Source organism: Acinetobacter sedimenti (genome assembly GCF_022601685.1).
GTDB classification, from domain to species: Bacteria; Pseudomonadota; Gammaproteobacteria; order Pseudomonadales; family Moraxellaceae; genus Acinetobacter; species Acinetobacter sedimenti.
Genome location: NZ_JAKUML010000022.1, coordinates 1 through 24,844, shown reverse-complemented (window position 1 = coordinate 24,844; position 24,844 = coordinate 1). Strand labels below are relative to the sequence as shown.

Genomic DNA, 24,844 nt, shown 5'->3' with positions numbered 1-24,844 from the left:
TAAATACGATATGATGCAACAGCAACCGACATGGATCACGCCAGTTTTGGCATTTTGTCTATCCTTTTTATTTAGTGTGACTTTGGCACCAACTTTGGGTCTAGTCGCATATCAGCAGTATGATTTTTTAGTATTGTGGCTCGTGACTATGCTCGTTTTGGCATTGCCTGCACTGTATATGGAAGTCGGATTGGCGAAGCGTGCCAAGTCTGCACCGTTGCAAGGATTGATGCAACTAACACGTGATGCGGATGTTTCGACGAAATGGCGTTCAGTGAGTTGGTTGGCTGTGGTGATTGTACCGTTGTTTGCAGGAGCGATGTTACATTATGCCAATAGTGCAGTGATGTCACAGCTTGCGCTACAGTCAAATACAATGGGACTGAACCCAAGTATTGCGATTTTAGTCTTGGCGATTGTTGCTGTTGCATTGTCGATGTTACCTCGATTGATTTTACTCGCAGTTTCGGCACTCGCTGTCATTGCGTTTATTGTGTTGGGTATGCTTGCACAGCAGGGCACTTGGCAATGGACAGGTGTGAGCTTTGCAGAGTGGGCAAAAGTCGTGACATTGACTTTAGTTACAGGTGGCTTGGGCTTGGGTGTGTATTGGCAGTCTGCGACTCAGAATGTTCAAGCGAATAATGCCGATAAAGCATCAAGCACACCAATAGTATTGCCGATTTGGATTGCGCAAGCTGTTGGTTTATTGGCAATGCTTTGGGCTAATCAAAGCGCAACAATGACACAAAGTATTGTATTGCTCGTTGGTGCATTGAGCTTGTCAGCTTATCTGTTGCAATTAATACGAGCGCAGTTGATTCAACGTCAAATTGCCTTACCCTTTCAAGCATTGATTTTGCTTATTCCAATATTGATTTGGGCGTTGCCGATCAGTAATATTTTATATCCGATGTTGATTGCACTGGGTTTGGTGCTTTGTCTTGCGTATGCAATCTTTGCAGGGTGGTTGATGAAGATTAGCCATTTGCGTAAATCACTGAATTTTAAAAATGAAATGAGCTACAACCTGTGGCGAATTTTTATTCGTATCGTTGTCCCAGTGTCGATCGTCGTTGCGATGATTGCGTGGTTTCAAATATTGCTAACTGCCTAATTTTTACACGTCATCTAATATGAATGATTTTACTGAAAATGATTCGAGTATCAGCATAGACCAATCTTCTCAGATTTGGATTGTGTATTGTGCAGTGGATCAGCAATATTCAATACATATTCCTTATCAGCAGGGCATGACAGCGTTACAAGCATTAGATGCGAGTGACTTGGCTAAACAGGTCACATTACCTGAGCCGTTGGCATTAGGTATTTTTGGACTGCGAATCAAAGATCCTGCGACACATATTTTGCAAGCAGGGGATCGCTTGGAAGTGTATCGACCTTTGACCATGAACCCTAAAGATGTGCGTCGTCGCCGTGCAGAGAAGCATCCAGTTGGTCGCTATCAACAAGGTAATCAACAGAAAAAACGACAGGATCAACAGAGTAGTTCATAAAATAGTTAAAAGCAGAGCGGTAAGAAAAATCCGAAATCATCTTTTATAAAGCTTGTATAAAGATTTGGCGCTCAAAATGCTAATCTAAGATGAATAAAAAAGCATAGAGATCATCTATGCTTTTTTTTTGCGTTAAAGACGCTTGCTTAAGAAGCGATAAGCTAGTTATAGCTTTGGTGCAGTCAAGATCGCTTCTTTCGAACCCGGTAAGCCCGGCTGAGATTCGGGAATGGTGTCCAAGCCTTCGATTTGCGAAACGACGCCAGATTCGTTAAAGTGAATACGTAAGTGCTGACCTTTGGCAGCAGGTATATCTGCTTTTTTGGCATATGTTCCTGGGATATAGTTGTAAATGTAGTCCCAACGCAATGGATTCAAAGGATCACTGACTGTAGGTGTACCAAGTAGGAAACGGACTTGTTGCGGTGTCATACCGACTTTGACTTGAGAAGCTTTTGCTTGAGTCAATGGTGTGCCCTGTGGAATGTCTACTTTGTAGACGCCGAGCACAGAACAGCCAGAAATGATGGTGGCCATAAAAATTGACAACAGAAATTTTTGCATTTTGCTACACTATCCCACAATTATTTAATGCACTAAGATAAAGTTTAGCGCATACTTTAGCAAAGTATGCTAACCCATGACCACTTAATTTTGTTGAGAGTTTATATACAATGCCGATTACAAATCAGGATTTGCGCAAAGCGGGACTCAAAGTCACTTTACCTCGTATTAAAATTTTAGAATTATTAGAAAATTCAAAACAACATCATTTGAGTGCTGAAGATATTTATAAGACTTTACTTGAGCATGGCGAAGATGTTGGTTTAGCTACGGTATATCGTGTGTTGACGCAATTTGAAGCGGCGGGAATTATTCAGCGTCATCACTTTGACAACAATCATTCGGTATTTGAAATCATGCAGGAAGATCATCACGATCACCTTGTTTGCCAAAACTGTAATAAAGTCGTTGAATTTACCAATGATTTAATTGAGCGTGAACAACACAGTATTGCTGAAAAATTCAATTTCACTTTGACTGGCCATGCACTGAATCTTTATGGTTATTGCGATAGCCCTGAATGCCAAGAAGCATTGAAAAAGAAATAAATCTGTCGTTAATGTCAGAAATAAAAAAGGTGCAATCAATGCACCTTTTTTGTTGCGAGGCATTCGATCAATCTTGTTGAATAAATAATCCTTTACCACTGTTATTTAACAATGTTTTAGAATCACTTTCTGACAATTTGATTTGTAGACGAAGATCGTTTGGTGAGTCAGAATGCTTAAGTGCATCTTCATAAGTCACTTCGCCAGCTTTATAGAGATCAAACAAAGCTTGGTCAAAAGTTTGCATGCCAAGCTCTCGTGAGCGTTTCATCAAGTCTTTCAGCTCATGAATTTCACCCTTACGGATATAGTCTTGCATCAGTGGTGAGTTGATCATGATCTCAATTGCAGCTCGGCGACTTTTACCATCTTTGGTTGGAACAAGTTGTTGCGCAATGATTGATTTCAAATTCAATGACAAGTCCATATAGAGTTGGCTATGACGGTCTGCATCAAAGAAGTGAATAATACGATCTAAGGCTTGGTTGGCGTTGTTGGCGTGAAGCGTTGCAAATACTAAGTGACCTGTTTCTGCAAAGGCAACGGCATAATCCATAACTTCACGAGAACGAATCTCACCAATCAAAATGACATCAGGTGCTTGACGTAAGGTGTTTTTCAAAGCGATTTCAAATGAATCGGTATCAATGCCGACTTCACGTTGCGTCACAATACAACCTGCATGTTGATGCACAAACTCGATTGGATCTTCAATCGTGATGATATGGCCACGAGAGTTTTGATTACGGTGACCGATGAGTGAAGCAAGTGAAGTGGATTTACCAGTACCCGTTGCACCAACAAAGAGAATGATGCCACGTTTGGTCATGGCAAGTTCTTTTAAGATTGGTGGTAATTTTAATGATTCGGGGGTTGGAATTTTAGTTTCAATCTTACGCAGTACCATGCCAGGCATGTCACGTTGCTGAAATGCGCTAACACGAAAACGTGCGGTTTTTTCACGGTCGGTGATGGCAAAGTTGCATTCACGAGTATTGGCAAATTCTTCACGTTGTTTCTCATTCATGATGGCATGCATCAACTGAGAGATAATTTCAGGACTGAGTTTGCTTTTGGTGACTGGCAAAATTTGTCCATGTACTTTCATTGACGGTTCGACGTCGGCAGAGATAAACAAATCCGAAGCATTTTTTTCGATCATGAGTTTGAGTAAGTCATTAAAGTCCATTTCTTAAATCCTTACATAAATGCTTCTGGAGATTTCGCAACATTACGTGCAGCAGCAGCGGTGATCTGACCTTTTGCAACCAATTGTTTTAAGGTTTGATCCAATGTGGTCATGCCTTGTGCTGCACCTGTTTGAATCGCAGAGTACATCTGAGCGATTTTATTTTCACGGATCAAGTTACGAATCGCAGGTGTCCCGATCATGATTTCATGTGCAGCCACACGACCACCGCCATTTTTCTTAAGCAAAGTCTGTGAAATCACGGCTTGAAGTGATTCTGAAAGCATGGCACGTACCATGTCTTTTTCTTCGGCAGGGAATACGTCGATGACACGGTCAATGGTTTTTGCTGCAGAGGTGGTGTGCAGTGTACCGAATACTAAGTGACCTGTTTCCGCAGCAGTGAGTGCAAGGCGAATGGTTTCCAAGTCACGCATCTCACCGACCAAGATAATATCTGGATCTTCACGTAGTGCTGAACGTAATGCTTCGTTAAAGCCGTGTGTATCACGATGGACTTCACGTTGGTTGATTAGACATTTTTTCGAAGTGTGTACAAATTCGATCGGGTCTTCGACGGTCAAGATGTGGTCATAACGATTGTCATTGATATAGTCTAGGATCGCAGCAAGCGTAGTTGATTTACCAGAACCTGTTGGTCCTGTAACAAGTACTAAACCACGTGGATACTCTGCAATATTTTTAAAAGTTTGACCGAGTCCGAGTTGCTCCATCGTCAATACTTTAGATGGAATGGTACGAAATACCGCACCAGCACCACGGTTTTGGTTGAATGCGTTGACACGAAAACGCGCCACGCCAGGTACTTCAAATGAAAAGTCAGTTTCTAATTGTTCTTCATAATCACGACGCTGTTTATCGTTCATGATGTCATAGATCAGGCGATGCACATCTTTGTGTTCCATCGCTGGTAAGTTAATACGCTTGACTTCCCCATCCACACGAATCATTGGTGGTAGACCTGACGAAAGATGCAAGTCTGATGCCCCGTTTTTCACCGAAAACGCTAAAAGCTCTGTAATATCCATTTTATCCCTTTATGTTCAAACGGCTTCTTTATGTTTAGAATAATACGGTGTTCACTTCATGAAACCAAGTGATTTTGTGAAGAAATACGATACAAATTCAATACAGTTTCAAATTTCAGCTGAAAGTAAGGGATAGAAAGGAAATGACGAGCTTAGATTTAGCCACGAATCTTATACAAGTCCAGAGGCAAATCGAACAAGCAAGCCTGCAAGCGAAGCGGAATGCTCAAGATATTCAATTTCTCGCTGTGTCAAAAACGCACCCTGCACAGTCAATTGCTGAATTGTATCAACTGGGGCAAAAAGCTTTTGGGGAAAACTATCTGCAAGAAGCTTTAGAAAAAATCGAACAATTAAAAGATTTAGAGATCGAATGGCATTTTATTGGGCATGTTCAACGTAATAAAACCAAACATTTGGCAGAGAAATTTGCTTGGGTGCATGGTGTGGATCGCTTGATTATCGCCGAAAGATTATCCAATCAACGCCCTCAAAACTTACAGCCTTTAAATATTTGTTTACAAGTGAATATTGATGATCAAGAGTCTAAAGATGGCTGTCGGCTTGATGAGGTTGCAGAGTTAGTTGAAAAAATCAGTCGATTGCCGAACCTGAAATTACGTGGATTAATGGTTATTCCCAAGCCAGAGCATTTGCAAGCTTTTACAACAACTAAGCAGTTGTTTGACGAGGTAAAACAATATCATGCACAGCCTGAGCAGTGGGATACCTTAAGTATGGGCATGTCTGCGGATATGGCGGATGCGATTCAGGCAGGTTCAACTATGGTTCGAATAGGTACAGCGTTGTTTGGTGCAAGAGTTTATTCTAATCAATGATATTTCAAAGCGATTAAGTCAGCTATTTCGGATGAAGAGGTTGTTTCGGTTCTAAAAACTTCGCCATCGTCCACGCAAACGCAATACAAATTAACATGCTTAAAATTACTGCAAGCATTGACGTCCAAATACTGCGCAGAAAACTCTGCGGAAATACGCCCATAATAAATAACAAAATTGGAAAATGAGTAATATATAAGGTGTAAGAAAAACGTGCTGAGCTTACCCAAACAGGTTTAAAAGAGCGTTGTTTTTGATCAAGCTGTAGCAGAAAAATCGCAAAAAACACGCCAATACAGGCATTAAAAATGGTAAATAAATTCGCTTGATAAGTTTTGATTTGATCAATAATAAAAAATTGATAGGCATCATAAATCGCAATACATAACGCAAAAATAGCAAAAATCCATTGAACTATTTTTAAAGAATAGACATCTACACGGCTGGACACTTGATCAAATGAAAAAGTAAATGCCAATAACCACAAGCCAAAATAGACTAGGAATTGCAAATTCAACAAAGACAAAATAAGTAGGGTGATCACAAAGCCAACCCTTGCAAATGTGGACTGCCATAATGCTATTAGTCCAGCTAAGACGTAAAACCACACTTCATAGCTCAAACTCCACAGTGGCGCATTGGCAGATAAAGTTGGTGTAAGAAACTCATTGATAAAAAATACCGAACCAACCAATTCAAACAATGAAAAATCGTAAGCGGTGCGAACCATTAACGCAGGAATAACTTCAAATGAATGACTTTGCGTGGCAAAGAAATAGGGCGCCAGCACATATAACAACAGCATCCAAAACAGCGCAAAAATAAACGGTGGCAAAATACGGCGAAAGCGCTGTTTGGCGTATTTTTTGATCGAGAAGGTATGATTCTGTTGAAAGTTTTTCTGAATCGAATGTCCAATCAAAAAGCCACTGAGCACAAAGAACATCATGACCGCAGATTGACCAAGTAAGCGAACAACTGAATAAAAAGTCACGTCTTGCGGTGCGACGAAGGCTTGGAAAGCGTGGCTAAACAGTACCACAATCGCACTGAGTCCACGCAAGCTTTCCAGTTGTAGACTGAATATTTTGTCTAAGGGTTGATAGCTTGATGATTTAATGTTTAGCGAGAGAATTTTTTCAAACATGTTGATTCGTCCAATTAACTCACAACATGAATATCGCTGGCACCTGAACCGAGAGGTCGCACCTGTATTTGTACTGGAATGCGTTCGTGCATCTCCTGAATATGAGAAATAAGCACCACCTTACGGCCCTGATTTTGCAATTGATCCAACGCATTCATGACCATGTGGAGCGAAGATGCATCTAAGGTGCCAAAACCTTCATCAATAAATAAGGATTCGATTTTCATTGAACCCGATGCCATATTGGCAATCGCTAAGGACAAGGCGAGAGAAGTCAAAAAAGACTCTCCACCCGAAAGCGAAGCAACAGAACGTGTTTCACCATCCATATCATGATCAATAATCGCCAGACTCAGTGAATTGTCCAAGCGTTTTAAGGTATAGCGGTTGGATAAAAGTGTCAGTTGTTGATTGGCATATTCCAATAAAATATCGAGGTTATATTGCTGTGCCAAATCTCTAAACTCTTTGCCTTTGGCATCACCAATCAAGCTAGAGATTTTATTCCAACGATGTTCTTCTTGTTGGATTTGCTGAATTTGATCTGCGAATTGCTTTTGTTTGGCAAGATTGCGTTGATGGACTTCGAGCTTGAGTTTGAGTTGATCTCGTGCTTCAAGCTGTGTTTTTAGGGCAACGCTATTCTCTTGTATGAATTGTTGTAATTGCGCCCAATCCATCTCAGGTTGATACGCTAAGTGTTCCGTCAATTGTGTTTGAATGGTGTTGAGCACAGATAGGGCATCATTGAGTCGTTGTTCAGCATTTTGTATTTGCTGACGACTCTGTTGTTCCTCAGCAGGGCGAATCTGCGATAAAGCCTCTAAATCATGTGGCTGAAACTCAGGATGCTGTTGAAGCCAAGTTTGGATTTCAGCATTCACATGGTTTAAGTTGTTCTGAGATTGTTGTTGCTGTGCTTGGAGCTGTTCGAGTTGTCCTTTGTGCTGATCAAACTGTAGACGTAACTGATCATAGCTGAGCTTATGTTGTTGATATTGGCTTTGGAGTTGTTGCCGAGTTGAGTCATGTTCAGCAAGCCATTCATTGGGTTTGACCTCAGTTAAACCTGTCATCGTCTGAATCAATTGTTGCGCCAGTTCGGTGTTTTCTTGCCCTTTTTGTTTGATCTCTTTCAGACTGTGCTGTGCGTCAGCCATCTGTTTACTGAGGTTCTCTAAATTGAGCTGTACAGAAAGTCCTTGCTGTGTAGTGTATTCAAGTTGCTTTGCACATTTTTCTAGCTGATCGAGTTGTGCAAGGCGTTGTTTTAATGTAGCGTAAATCCGTTGTGCGCTGTTCACAGGCTGTTGTTGCCAATGCTGTTGTTCAACGCTAGATACGCATTGAATAATATGCTGTACATGTTGTTGTAAGTTCTTTGCTGTCGATAAAACATGCGCAAGCTGTTGAATGCTTTGCTCAAGTTTTTGCTGTTGTTTATTAGCTTGAGTGATGTTGTTCAGCTGTGTTGCAAGCTGTTCAATATCCGCTTTAAGTTGTTGGCTAGACTGATTGAAATTGCCCTGAATATCAGCCTGCGATTGCGCTAAATCCAGTTGAATATTGGCGTTATTCAGTTGTTGTGTCAGGTCATTTTGCGCTGTTTCTACTTTACTGTTTAGTGATAAATGTGACGTTTTGAATTGATCAACTTCACTTTGCGATTTGGTCAAATTTTGCTGAGCGATTTGCCACGTTTTAAAATACTCTTGTTCTTTGGTAATGGCTTGTTGCTCTTGCTGTTGTTGCAATTCAAACAGTGCTTTGGAGGGCAGAGCATCATCAGTTTTAAACGGATGCCTTGTACTACCACAGACGAGGCAGGCTTCGCCATCTTGCAGTTCTGCACGTAAATGTTCAATATTTTCCGCATGGAGCAAGCGTTGCTGTTGCAAGATGGTTTGGATTTGCTGACGTTCATTTTGCGTAGCCTGATAGGCTTGTTCCGCTTGTTCAGTCGCTTTTTTGCGTTGTTGTACTTGTTCAGTTGCATTGTTGAGTTTGACATAGATTTGTGCAGATTCATCTTTTAAGACAAACCATTGTGCGATTTTCTGTTGAATAAAATCGAATTGATTCAACTTCTTTAAACGCATCTCACGTTGTTGTCGCACTTGCTCAAGCTGAGCTTCAATTTGCTCAGCGTTGCCATATTGCGAGATGTTGCTTTGTAGGGATTGTTTTTGTTCAGCCAGTTGCTGTTCAAGCTGATTAAAATCCTTGTATTGATTTTCAATTTCTTGATATTGAATGATAAATTGATCTAATTGATGCAGATGTGCAGTCAACCCTTGATCTAGACTATGAAAGTGTTCACTTGATTCAAGCTGTTGCTTCAACTCGCTTTGTTGTTGTTTAAATTCTGAAAGCTGTTGCTCAATCTGTTGCTTTTGTTCAAGTAAAGGCTGTTGTGATTGCGCTAGATCTTGCGATTTAAGCTGTATTTTTTTAAATTCCGCACCAATAAAGTCACGCTCTTGCACGCATTTACGGACATCATTCAATGCACTTTGATTTTTATGTTCAAAGTCTTGGAGCTGATTTAAAGCAGATTCGGTCTGTTGATATTGCGTTTTTTTAATTTCAAATTGCTTTGCCAAATCATCGAATTGGCTTTGCTTCTGTGCAATCTGCGGGCGAAGTTCTTGCTCAGTTTTCTGCAATTGCTGTTGTTGAAATACATTTGGACGAATATCTGAAAAGATTTCTAATCGTTGCAATTGTGCTTTTTCAGGTGCTAAGTCTTGCTGTGCTTTGCGCTGAATATCGACAGTTTGGTGTTTGAGAATGATGTCGCTATCCAATTTCTCTTTACGTTCAAACCATTGCCGTTGTTGATCAAACTGTGATTTTTCCAATTCTAATTTTTTATATGCAGCATCTATCAATTGAAATTGTTGGGTAGATTCGGCAAAGTCATCGTCAGATAAAATCTCGATATGCCCAAGCAAATTTTCCAATTCTTTACGTGCAGTAGCGACTTCTTTGGTCTTGGCAAAAGCCAATTGACCAATTTTGGCAAAGATGGATGAATTGGTTAAATATTCAAGTAGTTCACCACGTTCATTGTCCCGTGCCTTTAAGAATGCAGTGACTTCGGACTGTGCGAGCAATACCGCTCGGGTGAATTGTTCAAAGCTCAGTTGGGTGATTTTTAAAATATTTGCATCGACCGATTTGGCTTTGTCGGCGATCACCACATCATCGGTTAAGCATTTGAGATAGCGTTGTACATTTTGCAGTTTGCCGTCGGATTTTTCACGGGAACGCTTCAACTCCCAGCGGGCGAGATAATGTTTCTGATCTTGTGCCACGAAACACAATTCTGCAAAGCCATGCGCTGTGCCACGCCGTAATACCGTCAGTGGTGAATTGGTCAAAAGCTCCGTGCCATCCACATCGGTGAGTTTGCCATCACTGTCTTTTAAACGTGGAATTTTATTAAACAGGGCAAGGCACATCGCATCTAAAATGGTTGATTTTCCTGCGCCTGTTTTCCCAATAATCGCTACCAAACCTGCTGATGCCAAAGGTTCAGACTCAAAATCAATGAAATGTTCACCTGAAAGAGATGCCAAATTTTTAAGTCGGATAGATAAAATTTTCACGGCAAATCCTTAACTGCTTTGATCATCTTCAAGTGTTTTCTGTGCTTCTTCGACCAAACTTAAAAAATCTTGTTGCACCAAATCATCTTCGGCATAACCATGTTTTTGCCAAATTTGTTGAAAGAGTTTTTCAGGTGTCGGTGGTTCTAAATTAATAGTTTTGGCGATGCTTCCATCATTTTCTGTAGCTAAATATTGCCGAGCAATACGCACCAAGCGATAGCGATTTTTCGGCAAGGCATCTTCGAATTGTTGGCGCAAATTCGGCTGTGGTGGCACATTGGTGTGATATTCGATGTCGACATATTCACGTTGATCAATAGCCTCAATTTCACCTTGTGGCAAGGCGTTGAGCTTCTTGAAAACCTCAGTGAGTTCACCTTTGATTTTGTGTAATTGCACACTGCGAGGAATCAAAATCGGTTCAAATTGTAGGCGTGTGTGATCGGTTGCGTCGATGCTGTTTTTTTGAGAGGCGTTTGCTTGGGGATCAATGGTCACTTCAAGAATCTGATGCTTATAGTTGATCTCACTAAACGACAGCGGAATCGGCGAGCCACTATAGCGAATATGCTGTTCTTGTACTTTTTGCGGTTTGTGTAAATGCCCCAAAGCGACATAATCAATCACCTCATCAAAAAGCGCAGTTGACAGCGCCTCCTCATGACCAATAATAATTGGGCGCTCAGAATCAGAAGTTTCACCGCCTTGCATATGTGCATGTGACATCAGTATCAACGCTTGTTCAGGCGTTTTCTTTTTCTTCGCTTCGGCAATCAATTGTTGATGTAAATATGCAATCGCATTTTGGCTATTGCTGGTCTGTTCATTAAATCCTGTAATTTCAGCAGGGCGCAAGAAAGGCAGGGCTAAGCACCATGCCACAATAGTTTGATTTTCATCATAAATCGGCACCAGTAAACGCCCTAAATCAACCTGTCCGTCGCTATTTTTATGGATAACGCCAACAGCTTTGGCATTGTACTTGGCGAGTAATGGCTCAATCTGCTCAATGCGATAGCCTGAATCATGATTGCCTGCGATCATCAAGGTTTGCATATTCGGCGCAAGCGCATGCGCATCAGCTAAAAACTGATAAAGCTGTTTCTGAGCAGAAGATGCAGGATTAATCACATCAAAAATATCACCTGCAATGAGTAGAGCATGCGGTTGTTTTTGCTGAATTTGCTCAAGTAACCATGCTAAAAACTGCTCATGTTCATACTGACGAGAATGTTGATAAAAAAATTGACCCAAATGCCAATCCGCAGTATGAAAAAAACGTACAGTCATCGAAGTTACTCAACCCAAACCATAAAAATCACTGATGTTAAATTAACATAAATTGCTTGCTGAAAAGTGCTTTTCACAGTGAAGTGCGACATATTCAGTCGTTGAGAAATTTAAAATAAATTGAATCAATTTTTAATGTGAGTTGTGAAAAATGATGGTTTATTGCGCAGACTCATCGACTTCAAAAATCCCAAACACATTATTGTCTAAATCCACAAAATAACCCTGCCAACAACGTCCTGCAATGGCAAATTTTGGCATGGCTTCGATGCCGCCCAATTCTAAAATTTTCTGTGCGGTAGCATCAAAATTTTCCACTTGAATCGAGCAAGTATAAGCATTGGTGCCATATTCCACAGGCGGCACTTGGCACGGGCGTTGCAACAATCCGCCGTGCATGCCATCGCTTTCAATTCGATAATATTCAATCGGTAAACCTTCCACTTTTTCAAAGCGCCAACCAAACACTTGCTGATAAAATTCAGCATCACGAGCTGGGTTGGACGATTGGATTTCAAAGTAAGCGATCGAATTCATTTTATTTTCCTTGTTGGTTAAAAATGCCTTAGGTGGCTTTTTCAGGATAGACGAAATAGGTTATGATTCGTTATTCATTTTTTAGACCATAACATTACGATGCAACCATTTGTCCTGTATAACTCTGAGCAACGTCAAAAAGCCCCATTCCAACCGCTACGTGAAGGTGAAATTAACCTTTATGTCTGCGGGATGACGGTGTATGACTATTGTCATATTGGGCATGCTCGGGTGATGGTTGCATTTGACTATATTACACGCTTCCTGCGCAGTCAAAATTGGAAAGTGAACTATATTCGCAACATCACCGACATCGACGATAAGATCATCAAGCGTGCCAATGAAAACGGTGAAACGATTAACGAGTTAACCGATCGTTTTATCACAGCGATGAACGAAGATGCGCATGCGCTTGGCTGTCTTGACCCAGATCAATCGCCACGTGCGACGGATTATATTCCGCAGATGCAGGATATGATTAACAAGCTCATTGAGAATGATGTGGCATATCCTGCACCGAATGGTGATGTCTATTATGCGGTAGAAAAATTCGCCAAATACGGTCGTTTATCAGGTCGTAAGCTCGAAGATATGCAAGCAGGCGCGAGTGAACGAGTCGATGTCGAAGTACAGAAGCAACATCCTTTTGACTTTGTGCTGTGGAAATCAGCAAAACCGTCTGAACCATCTTGGCAGTCGCCATGGGGAAATGGTCGTCCAGGTTGGCATATCGAATGTTCTGCGATGTCAACTTGCTGTCTAGGTAATCACTTTGATATTCATGGTGGTGGTGGCGATTTGATATTTCCACATCATGAGAATGAAATTGCACAAAGCGAAGGCGCAACGGGCGAGCAATATGTCAACTATTGGATGCACGTCGGTTTCGTCAATGTCGATGGCGAGAAAATGTCAAAATCATTGGGCAATTTCTTTACCATTCGTGATGTGATGGAGAAGTTTCACCCTGAGGTGATTCGTTATTTTATCCTGTCATCGCATTATCGTAGTCCAATTAACTTCTCGGACAGTGCGCTTAAAGAAGCTAAAAATGCATTAACTCGCTTTTATCAAACCAATAAAGCGGTGCAAAATAGTGATGAACTACAGCAGATTTTAGCCTCAATCAAATCAGAATCTGTGCAAGGTACGGATGCGTATCAACGCTTTGTCAAAGCCATGTCAGATGACTTCAATACTCCTGAAGCCTTATCCATCTTGTTTGAACTGAGCCGTGAAACCAATCGTGCAATCAAAGCAGAAGAATGGCAACAGGCAGCCAATGCCTACGCCACATTAACAACCTTATGTGAAATTCTTAATATTGTTCAGCATGATACCGATGAGTTCTTAAAATCAGACGTCGGTGCAGAAAATAGCTTATCCAATGATGAAGTTGAAGCACAGATTCAAGCTCGTGCTGATGCCAAGAAAGCCAAAAACTTTGCCGAGGCAGATGCGATTCGTCAGGCATTACTTGATCAAGGTGTCGTGCTTGAAGATAGTCGTCAGGGGACGACTTGGCGCCGAGTCGATTAGTCGAATGGCTTTGAAATCATCATTTGTTAAAAAATCGTCAATCGGCTGAATAATATAAAAAAGTTGTTGACGGTGACAATATGATGACTATAATAGCGTCCACAATGCGGGAATAGCTCAGTTGGTAGAGCACAACCTTGCCAAGGTTGGGGTCGCGAGTTCGAGTCTCGTTTCCCGCTCCAAAATTTTAAAAAGCCTCAATCAAAAGATTGAGGCTTTTTTTATGCCTATTTTTAATCACTTAGATTGGCCTGTTACTCAGTTTTTCTCAATTTTGAGTTTTATCAAAAGTCAAGCCCTATATCCTGACTTCGAAAAAAGTGGCTAAAAGTGACCAAAAATTTACTGAAAGTGTCCACGTCTTTTTTGCTGGTCAAATCACGCCTCAATTATTCTTCCGAATTTTTTTGAAGCTTAATAAATCTCCGAGATCAATGTCTAGAAAATCGCAAATTCTATTGATTGTTTCAAAATCACTTCTTGTTAACTCATCATGGCTTTGTTGCACAAACCTAACTTTAAGGGCTTATTCAGCAATATAATTCTCAGATGAATAAACCTACACCTAAAATTTATCGTACATACAACTGGTCTACATACAACCAAGCACTGATTAATCGTGGAAATATTGCCATTTGGTTTGATCCTTCCACTCAATGGTACGCTCAAGCACAAGGTAAACAAGGTCGAAATCCAACTTATTCTGACACAGCCATTCAGTGCTGTTTAATGATTAAATCACTATTTCGTTTGTCGTTACGCATGGTGACAGGCTTTGTCCAAAGCCTGATTAAACTATGTGGTCTAGATTGGACAGCTCCAGATTATTCAACCATTTGCAGAAGACAAAAGTATATTGATATTCAAATTAGCTATCAAAAGAGTTGCAATGGACTACATCTACTCGTCGATTCCACAGGCTTGAAGTTTTTAGGTGAAGGCGAATGGAAACGCAAAAAGCATCAGCCTGAATATCGGCGCCAATGGCGTAAACTTCATATTGGTATAGATGCCAAAATCCTGCAAATACGAACAGTTCAGCTTACAACCAATAATGTGAGTGATTCACAGGTACTTGGTGATTTGCTCAATCAGATTCCACAAGATGAGCAGATTGATTCAGTCTATACAGATGGGGTTTATGATACCAAGCACTGCCATCAGGTCATTGCAGATCGACAAGCGCATGCAGTGATTCCACCCAGAAAAAATGCCAAGCCTTGGAAAGATACAAAAGTTCATTCGCTAGAGCGCAATGAATTACTTCGAACAGTTAAACGTTTAGGCAGGACACTATGGAAAAAATGGTCAGGCTATCATCGCCGAAGTTTGGTGGACACCAAGATGCATTGCATCAAATTATTGGGCGATAAACTCAGTGCAAGAAATTTTCAAAGCCAAGTCAATGAAATTCATGCACGTGTAGCAGTCCTCAATAGATTTACGGAATTAGGTCGCCCTCATACCCAAGTTGTATCTTAAATTTGAGTTGCTTAGGAGAATTCTATCCTTAAAGGCTTTATGCAACAAAGCCTTACAAGAGTAGTGATTCCATCGTGTGTCTTCGATTGATCGTTATCGAGCCAAGATAGAGATGGGAATTCAGTACATAACCCGACAAACTCCTGATCTTCTGCAGACCATATAACACGAAAAGTATAGATTTGATCATTTAAGGTCATTTTGATTGTTCTCATTATCCCAAGAATGTATTATTATTAACAAGAGAAACACATATATTAACTTTAATTAACTTGATGCTTTGGGGTTTGTGTTGAAAAAAAACAAAGAATCGAAAGCTTGGATTTTGGATTCAGGCGAATGGTGTGAAGCGTCTACTATAGGTGGTTATGTTTTAAGCAACTTTTCTAGTGCAACAGAGTTGACTGAGACTAAATTTCAATTATTTCAGCAAATGTATCATCCATGGGTAGACACTGTTACTGGGGAAGTTCATCCACCGGAATTTAAGTATCATCCTGAAACTGGAAAAAAATTAGAAAGAAGGCAGGATTTTAATCAGAATAATGTCTGGATTGCACCGTATGGGCAAAGTGTTTTTATTGAAAATCAAAATCGTAAAGATAACGGGCTACAATATAGTCGTGAATTAAAAACATTAAAAAATAAGATTCAAACAGCAGATGAAAAAGCACAAATTGAAATTCCATTTTCATTTAGTGGAAGTATGGAATTTTTCTCTATTTGTGTTGGAACAGATATTCCACAACTGATTTCACTGAATAAAAATAATGGTGATCTGTATTTGTTAATTGAAGCTTCAAATACATGGGAAAAGTTAGATGCTATATCTTCACTTTTAGATGATTGTCCAAAAGAATGGCAAGACTATTGGGGTATTGAATCCTATTATGATGTGATACAGAAAAAACATATCCTATTATTGCCAACCAAAAACGGATTGGCTGAACTTTCTATTCACGGTAAAGATTTAAAATATAGCATTAACTATTATGGTTCTGGAAAGTGTTTAGGTAAACCTATTTACTGGAATAATCATATTTATGTGCCGATTAGCCACAATGATAAAGTAAAAATATGGAATCATAACGATAAATCTTATATTGATTTATCAGGTGAGAATTTTATCCAATATTTTTATTCTGTGGTTTTTGATAATCGAAATTTAATTTGGTTAAGTCCACAAGGGAAATGTAGTTTATCTTTAAATGTAGATAGGCAGGTTTCAGCAAAATTCGAGAGATGGTTGCCAAACTATCAAGTTGATTTTAATTTTGGTTCGCCATTTATGGATAAAGAGGGTGACTTTTATCAACTATTTTTAGATAGCAGTAAAAATAATTATGTATATTTACCTTTAAATTCAACTGTTCCAATTCCAAAACCGACCAACTCCCCTCGATTTACCACGGGCAGCAGTGCCTATGATTTTGAGGAAAAAATTAGCCATCGGAAAAATAAAGCCAATATTTGGAATGATGCCAAACAGAGCGAACATTCTGAATTATTTGTTCCTTTAATGGAAGACCAAAATCAGGATAGAGATTTGGTGCTTGGGATTTGTTTTAAAAATATTGGTGCTAAATCGAAAAATAGTATTTTACATGATAGCTCTAAACAGTTTATCTCTTTATTTATAGATACACCAAATCATGGTGTGCATCATTTTTATTCTGGGCAGCTTGCCGACCCCATTAAAAAATCGAGATTTTTTTATCATCACAATCGCTTGTATTTTTATCACCCTGATTTGTCAGAATTACAAGGTTGGGAAGCGCAGGCATGAAAAAAATATTGATTTCTGTTGTACTTTCTAGCGTAGCCAGTTTAAGTTATGCCACACAGCAAGCCTTTTTAATACAAAATTCCGGCTGGATGGAGCCTTTTTATCAAGACTCAAATTCACAGTTTAAACCTTTGATTAATGGTGTGATTCAAACGGTAGCCAAGCCTGATGATAAAATTGTGGTCTCGGTATTTAACCAAAGTAATGCTTTAGCCAAGTCACCGAAAATCATTTATCAAGGTGCTGGGGCACAACCGATGCTTGCTGATTTACAAGCACAGCAAATTGCCTATAAAAATGACAAAGCCTATGCCGATACCGATTTTACTGAAGCAGTGGTTTCCACAATTACCGAGCCTTTTGCCAAGCAATCGGGGATTATCTGGATTTTTACCAATAATAAAAACAGCCCGAATAATGATGCTGAAACCATTGCACGCAATAAAGAGTTTTATACGCTGATTCACGATAACCCTGCAATCAATAAAGTATTGGCTTTTCCATTAAAAATGCCTGTTAAAGGTCAACATTTTAATGCATCGGGTTTAATGGTCTATGCACTTGCCTATGGTCAATCGGCGGAAAAAGATTTAAATCAATTGGTGGAATCTGGACAAATTGCCAAGATTTTTACTCAACAGCCTGCATTGTTAAAGCCATTGGATAAAGAACCTGTACAGATGATTCCGCAAGGTGTGAAAAATTCATCCAGTATTCGTGCATCATTATCTCAAGATCATAAAGTGCTGATTTTTGATTTAGAACCCAAGAAAGTTGTCCCTGAAATCAAACTGACCGCAGATTTAAAGAATAATTTTTATCCTTATAATATTGCAGCGACCAAAGTTGAAGCCAAATTGATGCTTGCTAATGGACAGCAAGCGCCAATTCAAATTTCACAAACTCAAGTCAATTTACTCACGAAAGAAAATACCAAGCTTGAGTTTAATTTACCAATTCCTGCCGATGTGGTGGTTTCGCCATGGTCATGGACAGCATTTAAGGCAATGGGGAAACAAGTGATTGTTCCTGCACAGGTACAAGTCACTCTATATGAACAGCAACTTACCTTGTCTGATCAGTTTAAGCAGAATCTACATGATTTATTTCCAAATGACCCATTATCAGATGTATTTGTTGCACCAAGCAATATTCAATCTTCAACGGCAATTATTCCTGTACAGTTTCGTCTGCAATATCCATTGTGGTCGGTGATGGTGATGATGGCTGGGATTTTATTTGGCATTTTATTGTTGATTTTCCTGTTTGCTCTTTTATCTAAAAGCAAACGTTATGATGTACTGATTAATGGCATTAACAAGCAGAGTATTCAGCTTAAACCATTTTCCACGCAAAATATTTATGGTGAAAATGCCAAGATTATTGCTGTTGCCAAACGTGGATTATCTAAACCGACCCTCGAAATACTCGACAAAGACATCATTATCACACTTCGTTAATCCTTAAAATAGAGAGAATATCATGGCTGAATCTAATTCAACTGAACAAAACACCACTGAAAATCAGGGTTTTGTCATTCCACAGGCTAATGAAGCAACCCAACAAGCCACAACGGCAGTGACACAAACAGCGCAAGCGGTGGGGATTCCAACCATACAGGAACAAACAGGCTCAAGGGATTTAGCCATTGGTGGCGGCATTATTGTTGTTCTATTGATTGCATTCTTTTTTGCAAAACAGGGCTTTACCAATAGTTTAGTGAAAAAACGTGTATCGCCAAGTAAAGCCAGTATGGCGGGCTGGTGGCTGTTTATTTTCCTGTCTGCGATAGCGATTGGTGCGGTATTGGCTGCGGTCAATCCTGCCAAGTTTTTATCATTGACCATTTTAGCACCTTTGGGCGTAGTGGCATTGGTCAGCGCATTTTTAAGCTTTAAGTCAAGTCAGGCATAGTCTTGTATTGCATAGATCAAAATGAATGATTGAGGGATGGGGAATGTCAGAAGTACAACAAAAAGCAGGTTCGACAGCAAGTAAGGTTGAACAGTCGGTAAAATTACGCCCAACTTTATATATTGGAGTCGGTGGAACAGGGATGGAAGTGATGATGCGTGTGCGTCGTCGTATCCTGAATGCCAGTTGGGGCAATGATAAGGTTCGCTTGCAAAGTTTATCTGAATTTCCATTGGCTCAGTTTATCCATTTTGATCTTGACCAAGGGGCGATCATTGATAGTGGTCGGGCGCAAACCGAAGACTTGCAATATAATCTGGTTAAATTTACCGATGATGAACGCTTGGTCGAATCGTTTGATATTGAAAAATATAGTCGCGATGATGCATCTTTAAATCGTTATCCACATATCCAAAACTGGCTACCGCTTACCCCGAAAAAAATCCGTGAACTGGGCATTGACCCAGCCAAAGGTGCAGGGCAGATTCGTGCCGTATCTCGCTTATATTTCTTTGATAAATATACCCGAGTCAGAGATAAAATCCGTTCTAAACTCAATGTATTAAAAGCGGGATTGTCTCGTGACGATATATTGAAAAAGCTCAATCTGGAACTGGATACCAGTAAGTTCCGTATTGTGGTGATTGGTTCAGTGGCAGGGGGAACAGGTTCAGGCTCCTTTTTAGATATGGGTTGGCTGGCAAAATGGGTTGCCAGCAACGAGGTTGAGGCGGCTGATGTTGAACTGCTTGTATTTTTACCCACAGGTTATTCGGGTGCAAACAAGTCAAGAACCGAAGCCAATGCTTATGCGGCGTTGATGGAAATTGAATCCTGTATGGTCGGACATTCCAAATATGTGGAGAAATGGGATGATTTTGACCGTCCACAATTGGCATCAAAACCTTACGATGAAGTGCATCTGATTGATTCGGGCAATTTGGCTCGTCAGCATACCGACCGTATGGAAGATGTCTATTCGATGGTAGCAGAGACTTTATTTGAAGATTTCCGTTCTGCCGATTTTGCCAATCGTAAACGCTCAGTTGCCGTCAATCAGCGTCAGCATAAAATTCATATGTTTTCACCACCTGTGCCAGCAGGGCGTTTTGGTGATATGAAGTTAAACAATTCACTGGCATATTCAGCGTTTGGTCAGGCGACTTTAGATACTTTGGGACATGCTCGTGCTGCGGAATATGTGTATTCGCTTGGCTCAAATATGCTCAAAGCATTTTTTGGTGTTGCCAGTAGTAGTCCAAATGCTAACCGTGCCAGTGAAAAACAGCGTGATGACTTTATGTCAGAGTTTATGTTTTTGGGCATGAGGGTTTTTAATGATTTACCTACATTTTCACCAGCGACTTTAAAAAATCCAGAAATTGATGCTTTATGTAAACCATTTTCAGACTTAGATATTGTCGAGGTATTATTACGTTCTGGACAGTCGAGTGTAGAAATTGATGTGACTGAAGAAACTCGAGATCGTGTCAATTTACGGATCAGCGAAATCAGTCAGATTGAACGTGAACAATGGGGAACAGAAGTTCGTAAAATGATGCAGGGTTTATTACGAGATGTGATTCGTAATACCGATAGTACCTCAGATACTGCCGAAGATCGGGTAATGCGTCGTCGTAAGGCATTATTTGAAAGCCTGAAAAAAGAGTTAGAAGCCAAACTTTATCAATATTTAGACAATCAGGAACGTGGTGGTCTGGAATATGTCATTTCCTTGGTTGAACAGATTAAAGATAAAATTGAAAATACCAATTCGGGTATTTGTGTACAACTGAAAGAGTCTTCCGAGCGTTATACTAAAATTAAAGATGCCTTACAAAGTTATGAATATGATAAGCAGCTTAAAGATTTAGATGAAACCAAAGGCGGTGGTTTTCTAGGGCTTGGGCGTAATGCTAAAGAAGAACAAGCCCGAACAATTCTGGAAAATCTAAAACAGGATATTGCCAATATTTTATCATTTCATTTACATGCCAAAGCTGCACTTGAAGCTATTGAATTAATGAAAGACATTTCTAAGTGGTTGGGCAATAGTCAGGGTGTTGATGATAATGGACGCACGATTTGGAATGGTATTTTAGGCGATTTACAAAATGGTCAAGATGCGGTCATTGAAATGATGAAACGTCTTGATCGTGATAAAGAAGTGATCCACCAAAATATTCGTACTAAACACGCCACAGTACAAATTATTGAAACCGAAGAAACTACACAAAAAAATATCGACCCACGTATTTTACATGAATGGGCAGCCGAAGCCTTTAAAGACTTTGGTGGCTCACGAGAAATATTTAAACAGTTGGTTGACCCTGATGGGCATCCAAAATTATTACTGACCATTTTGAGGATGGCGGAATACCGTCTGGAAAAAATTGAACAAGACGCCGATGCCCATGAAGATGCTTTATATGAAGCGTTGGATAAAATGAGTGCAGTTGAACGTCAGAAAATATTTTCCGATTGGTTGCAACGTGCCATGCCGTGGATTGATGCCCGTTTAGGCAGTGATTTAGATGGTATTTCTGACCGTTTTAAATGCTTTATTGGGGTGAAAAATGCCCAAGAATTTAGCAAAAAATTTAAACCTGAATTAATCGGTTGTATTCCAAATGGTTTAGGTTTAAATGCACAAGCCCTCTCGATTGTGGAAACAGGTGAAGCAGGTCGAGCAGTCTGTTATGTCGAATTATCGGGGATTCCATTGACGATGTTACGTGGGATTGAAACATGGCGTACCAGTTATCGTAAAGAAAGTGAGCGTACCCCATTACATACCCATATTGATTCCACTCGTTTTAAACATCCTTATTCACCATCGCCACAAGAGCTGAATGAATTGGCAGATGATTTTAAATGTTATTTAAAAGCCGTTATGTTAGGGGTATTAAAACGTTGTGATATTGCTGATTTAATTCCAGCAGGTCAATATGAATTTACTGTGGCTCGCGGTGATGTTCGCCGTTTGGGGAATGAACGCAATTTCCGTTTAAATGGTTTACCACAAAGCTATCGGGATAATATCTATCAGCAAGTGAAACAAAAGTTTGAGCAAATAAAATCCTCACCTGCCAGTTTAGCCTTACTCATTGGTTTGACCGACTTTTATGAGAAACAGGTTTATACCCTGCGTTTAGTGCCGAATGAAAAAGGTGGCGAAGCTGAACGAGTTGGGTTTGCCTGTGCCATTACCAAAGAGTTGAAAAAAGAGCTATTACAGGATGCTGCAGATTTAAATATTTCCGATGCGGATATTGAGTGTGCTTACAGCTTGACTGAATATCCTGAAAATATGCAGACATGGGCAAGTGTAGTAAAAAACTCGGATGAAGATTCGTATCTCGATGAAATCCGTGAAAAGAGCAAAGATCACCCTCGCTTAAAATGGGTAATGAATATGTCGCCAAGTGTCTTACAACAACATGATGCCATTTTACATGGTACAACGGCACCAGCTGCTGTAATGGCGAGTCCAATGATGGGCGCACCTGCTGCCTCTACGCCACCGCCTGCATTTGGTGCAGCACCGCCACCATTACAGCAACAACCAAAATATCAATACCATGTTGCGATCAATGGTCAGACCTATGGACCTTATCCGCATGAGCAAATGTTAAGTATGTTGCAAGCCAAACAGATTGATCCATCGGCAATGGTGTGGCGTGAGGGCTTGGCAAACTGGGTTGCCATTTCGCAATGTCTTGAACTCGTGGTGACACCGCCATCATTATCATCCATAACGCCTCCGCCGCCGTCATTTGGTTAATGGGTTGTATCCCTCATGTGCTGAGGCATGTGAGGGCATTTATTTCATGATTTTGTAATAGGTTTAAATGGCAATGACTGAACAAAAAAAGACCGTGTATTGTATAAATTCAGGCTGTAAAAAAGAATTACAGGTCAAGGTGAAGTATTGTCCTTTTTGTGGTACGGAATATATTGATTTAAAACTTCAAGCTGAACAGGCAGAAAAAGCCAAGCAGGCTGCTGCCGAAGCAAAACGCCAAAAAGAATTGGCTGCTCAAGTGGAATCAGAGCGTCAAAAAGCAGCACAAGAACGCCAAAGAGCTGAACAGGCAGAGAAAGAACAACAAGAGAAAGATGCACAATTCCAAAAGGAACAAGAGGCTAAACGTCAGGCTTTAGAACAGGAACAGGCAAAACGCAAAGCCGAAGCCAAACAGGAAGCACTTGCTCGTCAGCAAGCCGATTTAGCACGCCAAACGGCAGAATTAGAAAGACAAAAAGCTGAACAAGCGCAGCAAGCCAATGCAGCACCGCCACCTTTTCAGCCTGCAAAAGCGAAAGCTACATCAGGCAAACACGTTGTGTTTGCTTTTATAGTGATTCTAATTGTAATTTATTTTGTTTTTAGCAGTGATGAAGATGAAAGTAATGTTCAAATTGATAATGTAGATATTACTCAGGCGGAGACAGAATCGAATCAGCAGTTGCAGAAGTTTGAAGAGCAAAAAATTGAGTTAGAACGTCAAAAGCAAGATCTCGAACTACAGCAAGCAGAACAAGAGGTGTTTGAGCAGCAACAATCAGATTCTCAACGCCCAAATGAAGAGCAAGTACAAAACGAGTTTGCATTAAATCAAGAGGATGTTGAGCGTAAAGAAACAGAGTTGCATAATCAGGAAAATTTGGCTCGTCTCAAAGAAATAGAACGAGCTAATCAAGAATTGACTCGTCAAAAAGCGGAACAATCTAGACAAGAAACATTAGAGCGTACAAAAGCTGAAAAAGCGAAACGTGAACAAGAGGAGAATGCTAAACGTCGTGAAAAAGCGAAACAAGAAGAGGCTGAGAGAGCAAAGCGCCAAGAAATAGCTGAAAAACAGTCGGCAAGTAGTAATTCTCAGCTTTCATCTGTTTTAGTTAATGCTGATAAGGCATTGCGAATGAAAAATTATAGTACTGCCAAACGGTTGGCAAGAGAAGTATTGGTATCTTCACCAAATAATGCCCAAGCGTTACGAATTGTACGTCAGGCTGAAGAAAGTGAAGCGAATGCATTTGACAATATGATTATCGAATAAGTCTAGGAGATCTGTTTATGAAAAAAGTGGCATTAAATTCATTATTTGCAACCACTATTATGGTAAGTGGTTGTGCTGCCAATAGTGGGATTGCGCAATCTACTAATGGGGGCTGTAATACAACTATGTCTACAGCAGTAGGAACATTGATTGGTGCTGCAGCTGGTTATGCAATATCTAAAAATAGTGGTAACTCATCAGCTCAAAATAATCGTGCTATCGCTTTAGGTGCTTTGGCTGGCGGAGCTTCAGGATACACAGCCTGTATTGCATTCAATGAAACCATTCGTAAAAAGTCTGACGCTCAAGTGAAGCAGGAATATGCACAAAAATATGGTGCTTTACCTGCTCAAACTAAAATTGAACAATACACTAGTAATATTGATTCTGGTCGTACAGCCCATTCAGGTGAAAAGGTATATGTTTCATCGAACGTTTATGTGGTTGAAGGACAAAGAGAGCCGATATTGACCATTAAAGAAACCATTGCGATTAAGAGTGAAAATGGTGAAATGTTAGGGAAAATGGGGGTAAAGGATATGAAACAAGCGGATGGAAATTCTGGTGATTTTGGAAATTCATTTACTTTAACTGTTCCCGATGCCAAAGGTAACTATATTATTGAAACGGCTGTTCTAGTTAATGGTAAGCAAGTTGAAAAGCGTAGTAACCCGATTAGCTTTATTTAATTTAGGGTCTAGATAACTTTAGAGTGGATTCTCTCTTAATTCTTTGAGTAGTTTAGCATAGAGGTTTTCATGTCGAT

General features: G+C 40.1%; 19 protein-coding genes, 1 tRNA gene and 1 pseudogene. 13 read left to right on the top strand and 8 right to left on the bottom strand.

The features are described from left to right. Nucleotides 1-10 precede the first annotated feature (10 nt). Together MKI79_RS11100 and MKI79_RS11095 are read left to right on the top strand one after the other, a co-directional pair. Complete coding sequence (locus MKI79_RS11100) at nucleotides 11-1,117, top strand: hypothetical protein (RefSeq protein ID WP_241573588.1); 1,107 nt, start codon at nucleotides 11-13, stop codon at nucleotides 1,115-1,117. 55 nt (nucleotides 1,118-1,172) lie between these two features. Further along, complete coding sequence (locus MKI79_RS11095; RefSeq protein ID WP_241573611.1) at nucleotides 1,173-1,517, top strand: RnfH family protein; 345 nt, start codon at nucleotides 1,173-1,175, stop codon at nucleotides 1,515-1,517. A 165-nt stretch (nucleotides 1,518-1,682) separates the two neighbouring features. Here the strand turns inward: MKI79_RS11095 and MKI79_RS11090 are convergent, their stop codons facing one another. Next, nucleotides 1,683-2,081, bottom strand: coding sequence for an outer membrane protein assembly factor BamE (locus tag MKI79_RS11090; protein WP_241573585.1), 399 nt, complete (start codon nucleotides 2,079-2,081; stop codon nucleotides 1,683-1,685). A gap of 110 nt (nucleotides 2,082-2,191) precedes the next feature. Here MKI79_RS11090 and fur point away from each other — a divergent pair, with 110 nt between their 5' ends. Next, nucleotides 2,192-2,629 carry a ferric iron uptake transcriptional regulator gene (fur, locus tag MKI79_RS11085; protein ID WP_241573572.1) on the top strand — a complete coding sequence of 146 codons (438 nt, stop codon included), beginning with the start codon at nucleotides 2,192-2,194 and terminating at the stop codon, nucleotides 2,627-2,629. 67 nt (nucleotides 2,630-2,696) lie between these two features. On the opposite strand, the gene MKI79_RS11080 is transcribed toward fur, so the two are convergent. After that, nucleotides 2,697-3,818: a PilT/PilU family type 4a pilus ATPase gene (locus MKI79_RS11080; protein WP_241573570.1), complete on the bottom strand. Its 1,122-nt coding sequence runs from the start codon at nucleotides 3,816-3,818 to the stop codon at nucleotides 2,697-2,699. A gap of 11 nt (nucleotides 3,819-3,829) precedes the next feature. Beyond that, complete coding sequence (locus tag MKI79_RS11075; RefSeq protein ID WP_241573568.1) at nucleotides 3,830-4,867, bottom strand: type IV pilus twitching motility protein PilT; 1,038 nt, start codon at nucleotides 4,865-4,867, stop codon at nucleotides 3,830-3,832. Nucleotides 4,868-5,010: 143 nt separating this feature from the next. On the opposite strand from MKI79_RS11075, the gene MKI79_RS11070 reads away from it, so the two are divergent. Next, nucleotides 5,011-5,706: a YggS family pyridoxal phosphate-dependent enzyme gene (locus tag MKI79_RS11070; protein WP_241573566.1), complete on the top strand. Its 696-nt coding sequence runs from the start codon at nucleotides 5,011-5,013 to the stop codon at nucleotides 5,704-5,706. Between the two features lie 22 nt (nucleotides 5,707-5,728). On the opposite strand, the gene MKI79_RS11065 is transcribed toward MKI79_RS11070, so the two are convergent. The 4 genes from MKI79_RS11065 to MKI79_RS11050 all read right to left on the bottom strand — a co-directional run bounded on the left by MKI79_RS11065 (nucleotide 5,729) and on the right by MKI79_RS11050 (nucleotide 12,294). Continuing rightward, on the bottom strand, nucleotides 5,729-6,853 hold the full coding sequence (locus tag MKI79_RS11065; protein WP_241573563.1) for an acyltransferase family protein: 1,125 nt from the start codon (nucleotides 6,851-6,853) through the stop codon (nucleotides 5,729-5,731). 14 nt (nucleotides 6,854-6,867) lie between these two features. Then, on the bottom strand, nucleotides 6,868-10,464 hold the full coding sequence (locus MKI79_RS11060) for an SbcC/MukB-like Walker B domain-containing protein (RefSeq protein WP_241573559.1): 3,597 nt from the start codon (nucleotides 10,462-10,464) through the stop codon (nucleotides 6,868-6,870). 9 nt (nucleotides 10,465-10,473) lie between these two features. Continuing rightward, nucleotides 10,474-11,757: an exonuclease SbcCD subunit D gene (locus MKI79_RS11055; protein WP_241573556.1), complete on the bottom strand. Its 1,284-nt coding sequence runs from the start codon at nucleotides 11,755-11,757 to the stop codon at nucleotides 10,474-10,476. Nucleotides 11,758-11,916: 159 nt separating this feature from the next. Continuing rightward, nucleotides 11,917-12,294, bottom strand: coding sequence for a VOC family protein (locus tag MKI79_RS11050; protein WP_241573553.1), 378 nt, complete (start codon nucleotides 12,292-12,294; stop codon nucleotides 11,917-11,919). Nucleotides 12,295-12,393: 99 nt separating this feature from the next. On the opposite strand from MKI79_RS11050, the gene cysS reads away from it, so the two are divergent. After that, complete coding sequence (gene cysS / locus MKI79_RS11045; protein ID WP_241573550.1) at nucleotides 12,394-13,833, top strand: cysteine--tRNA ligase; 1,440 nt, start codon at nucleotides 12,394-12,396, stop codon at nucleotides 13,831-13,833. Nucleotides 13,834-13,939: 106 nt separating this feature from the next. Further along, a tRNA-Gly gene (locus tag MKI79_RS11040) sits at nucleotides 13,940-14,015 on the top strand. 203 nt (nucleotides 14,016-14,218) lie between these two features. Here the strand turns inward: MKI79_RS11040 and MKI79_RS11035 are convergent. Beyond that, nucleotides 14,219-14,329: pseudogene (locus tag MKI79_RS11035) on the bottom strand (helix-turn-helix domain-containing protein); the annotation flags it as partial. A gap of 53 nt (nucleotides 14,330-14,382) precedes the next feature. Between MKI79_RS11035 and MKI79_RS11030 the strand changes: the two are divergent. The 7 genes from MKI79_RS11030 (at nucleotide 14,383) to MKI79_RS11685 (ending at nucleotide 24,767) form a co-directional block, all read left to right on the top strand. Continuing rightward, complete coding sequence (locus tag MKI79_RS11030; protein ID WP_241573546.1) at nucleotides 14,383-15,315, top strand: IS5 family transposase; 933 nt, start codon at nucleotides 14,383-14,385, stop codon at nucleotides 15,313-15,315. A 292-nt stretch (nucleotides 15,316-15,607) separates the two neighbouring features. Continuing rightward, on the top strand, nucleotides 15,608-17,101 hold the full coding sequence (locus MKI79_RS11025) for a hypothetical protein (RefSeq protein WP_241573543.1): 1,494 nt from the start codon (nucleotides 15,608-15,610) through the stop codon (nucleotides 17,099-17,101). Continuing rightward, the gene (locus tag MKI79_RS11020) at nucleotides 17,098-18,561 is read left to right on the top strand and encodes a hypothetical protein (RefSeq protein WP_241573541.1); all 1,464 of its coding nucleotides are present in this window, start codon (nucleotides 17,098-17,100) and stop codon (nucleotides 18,559-18,561) included. Before MKI79_RS11025 ends, MKI79_RS11020 begins: the two co-directional genes overlap by 4 nt. Nucleotides 18,562-18,583: 22 nt before the next feature. Beyond that, on the top strand, nucleotides 18,584-19,015 hold the full coding sequence (locus MKI79_RS11015) for a hypothetical protein (protein ID WP_241573539.1): 432 nt from the start codon (nucleotides 18,584-18,586) through the stop codon (nucleotides 19,013-19,015). 43 nt (nucleotides 19,016-19,058) lie between these two features. Then, nucleotides 19,059-22,799: a tubulin-like doman-containing protein gene (locus tag MKI79_RS11010; RefSeq protein WP_241573537.1), complete on the top strand. Its 3,741-nt coding sequence runs from the start codon at nucleotides 19,059-19,061 to the stop codon at nucleotides 22,797-22,799. 73 nt (nucleotides 22,800-22,872) lie between these two features. Further along, nucleotides 22,873-24,078, top strand: a complete 1,206-nt coding sequence (locus MKI79_RS11005) for a hypothetical protein (RefSeq protein WP_241573535.1) — start codon at nucleotides 22,873-22,875, stop codon at nucleotides 24,076-24,078. 17 nt (nucleotides 24,079-24,095) lie between these two features. Then, on the top strand, nucleotides 24,096-24,767 hold the full coding sequence (locus tag MKI79_RS11685; RefSeq protein WP_274619085.1) for a hypothetical protein: 672 nt from the start codon (nucleotides 24,096-24,098) through the stop codon (nucleotides 24,765-24,767). The last annotated feature ends 77 nt before the right edge of the window (nucleotides 24,768-24,844 follow it).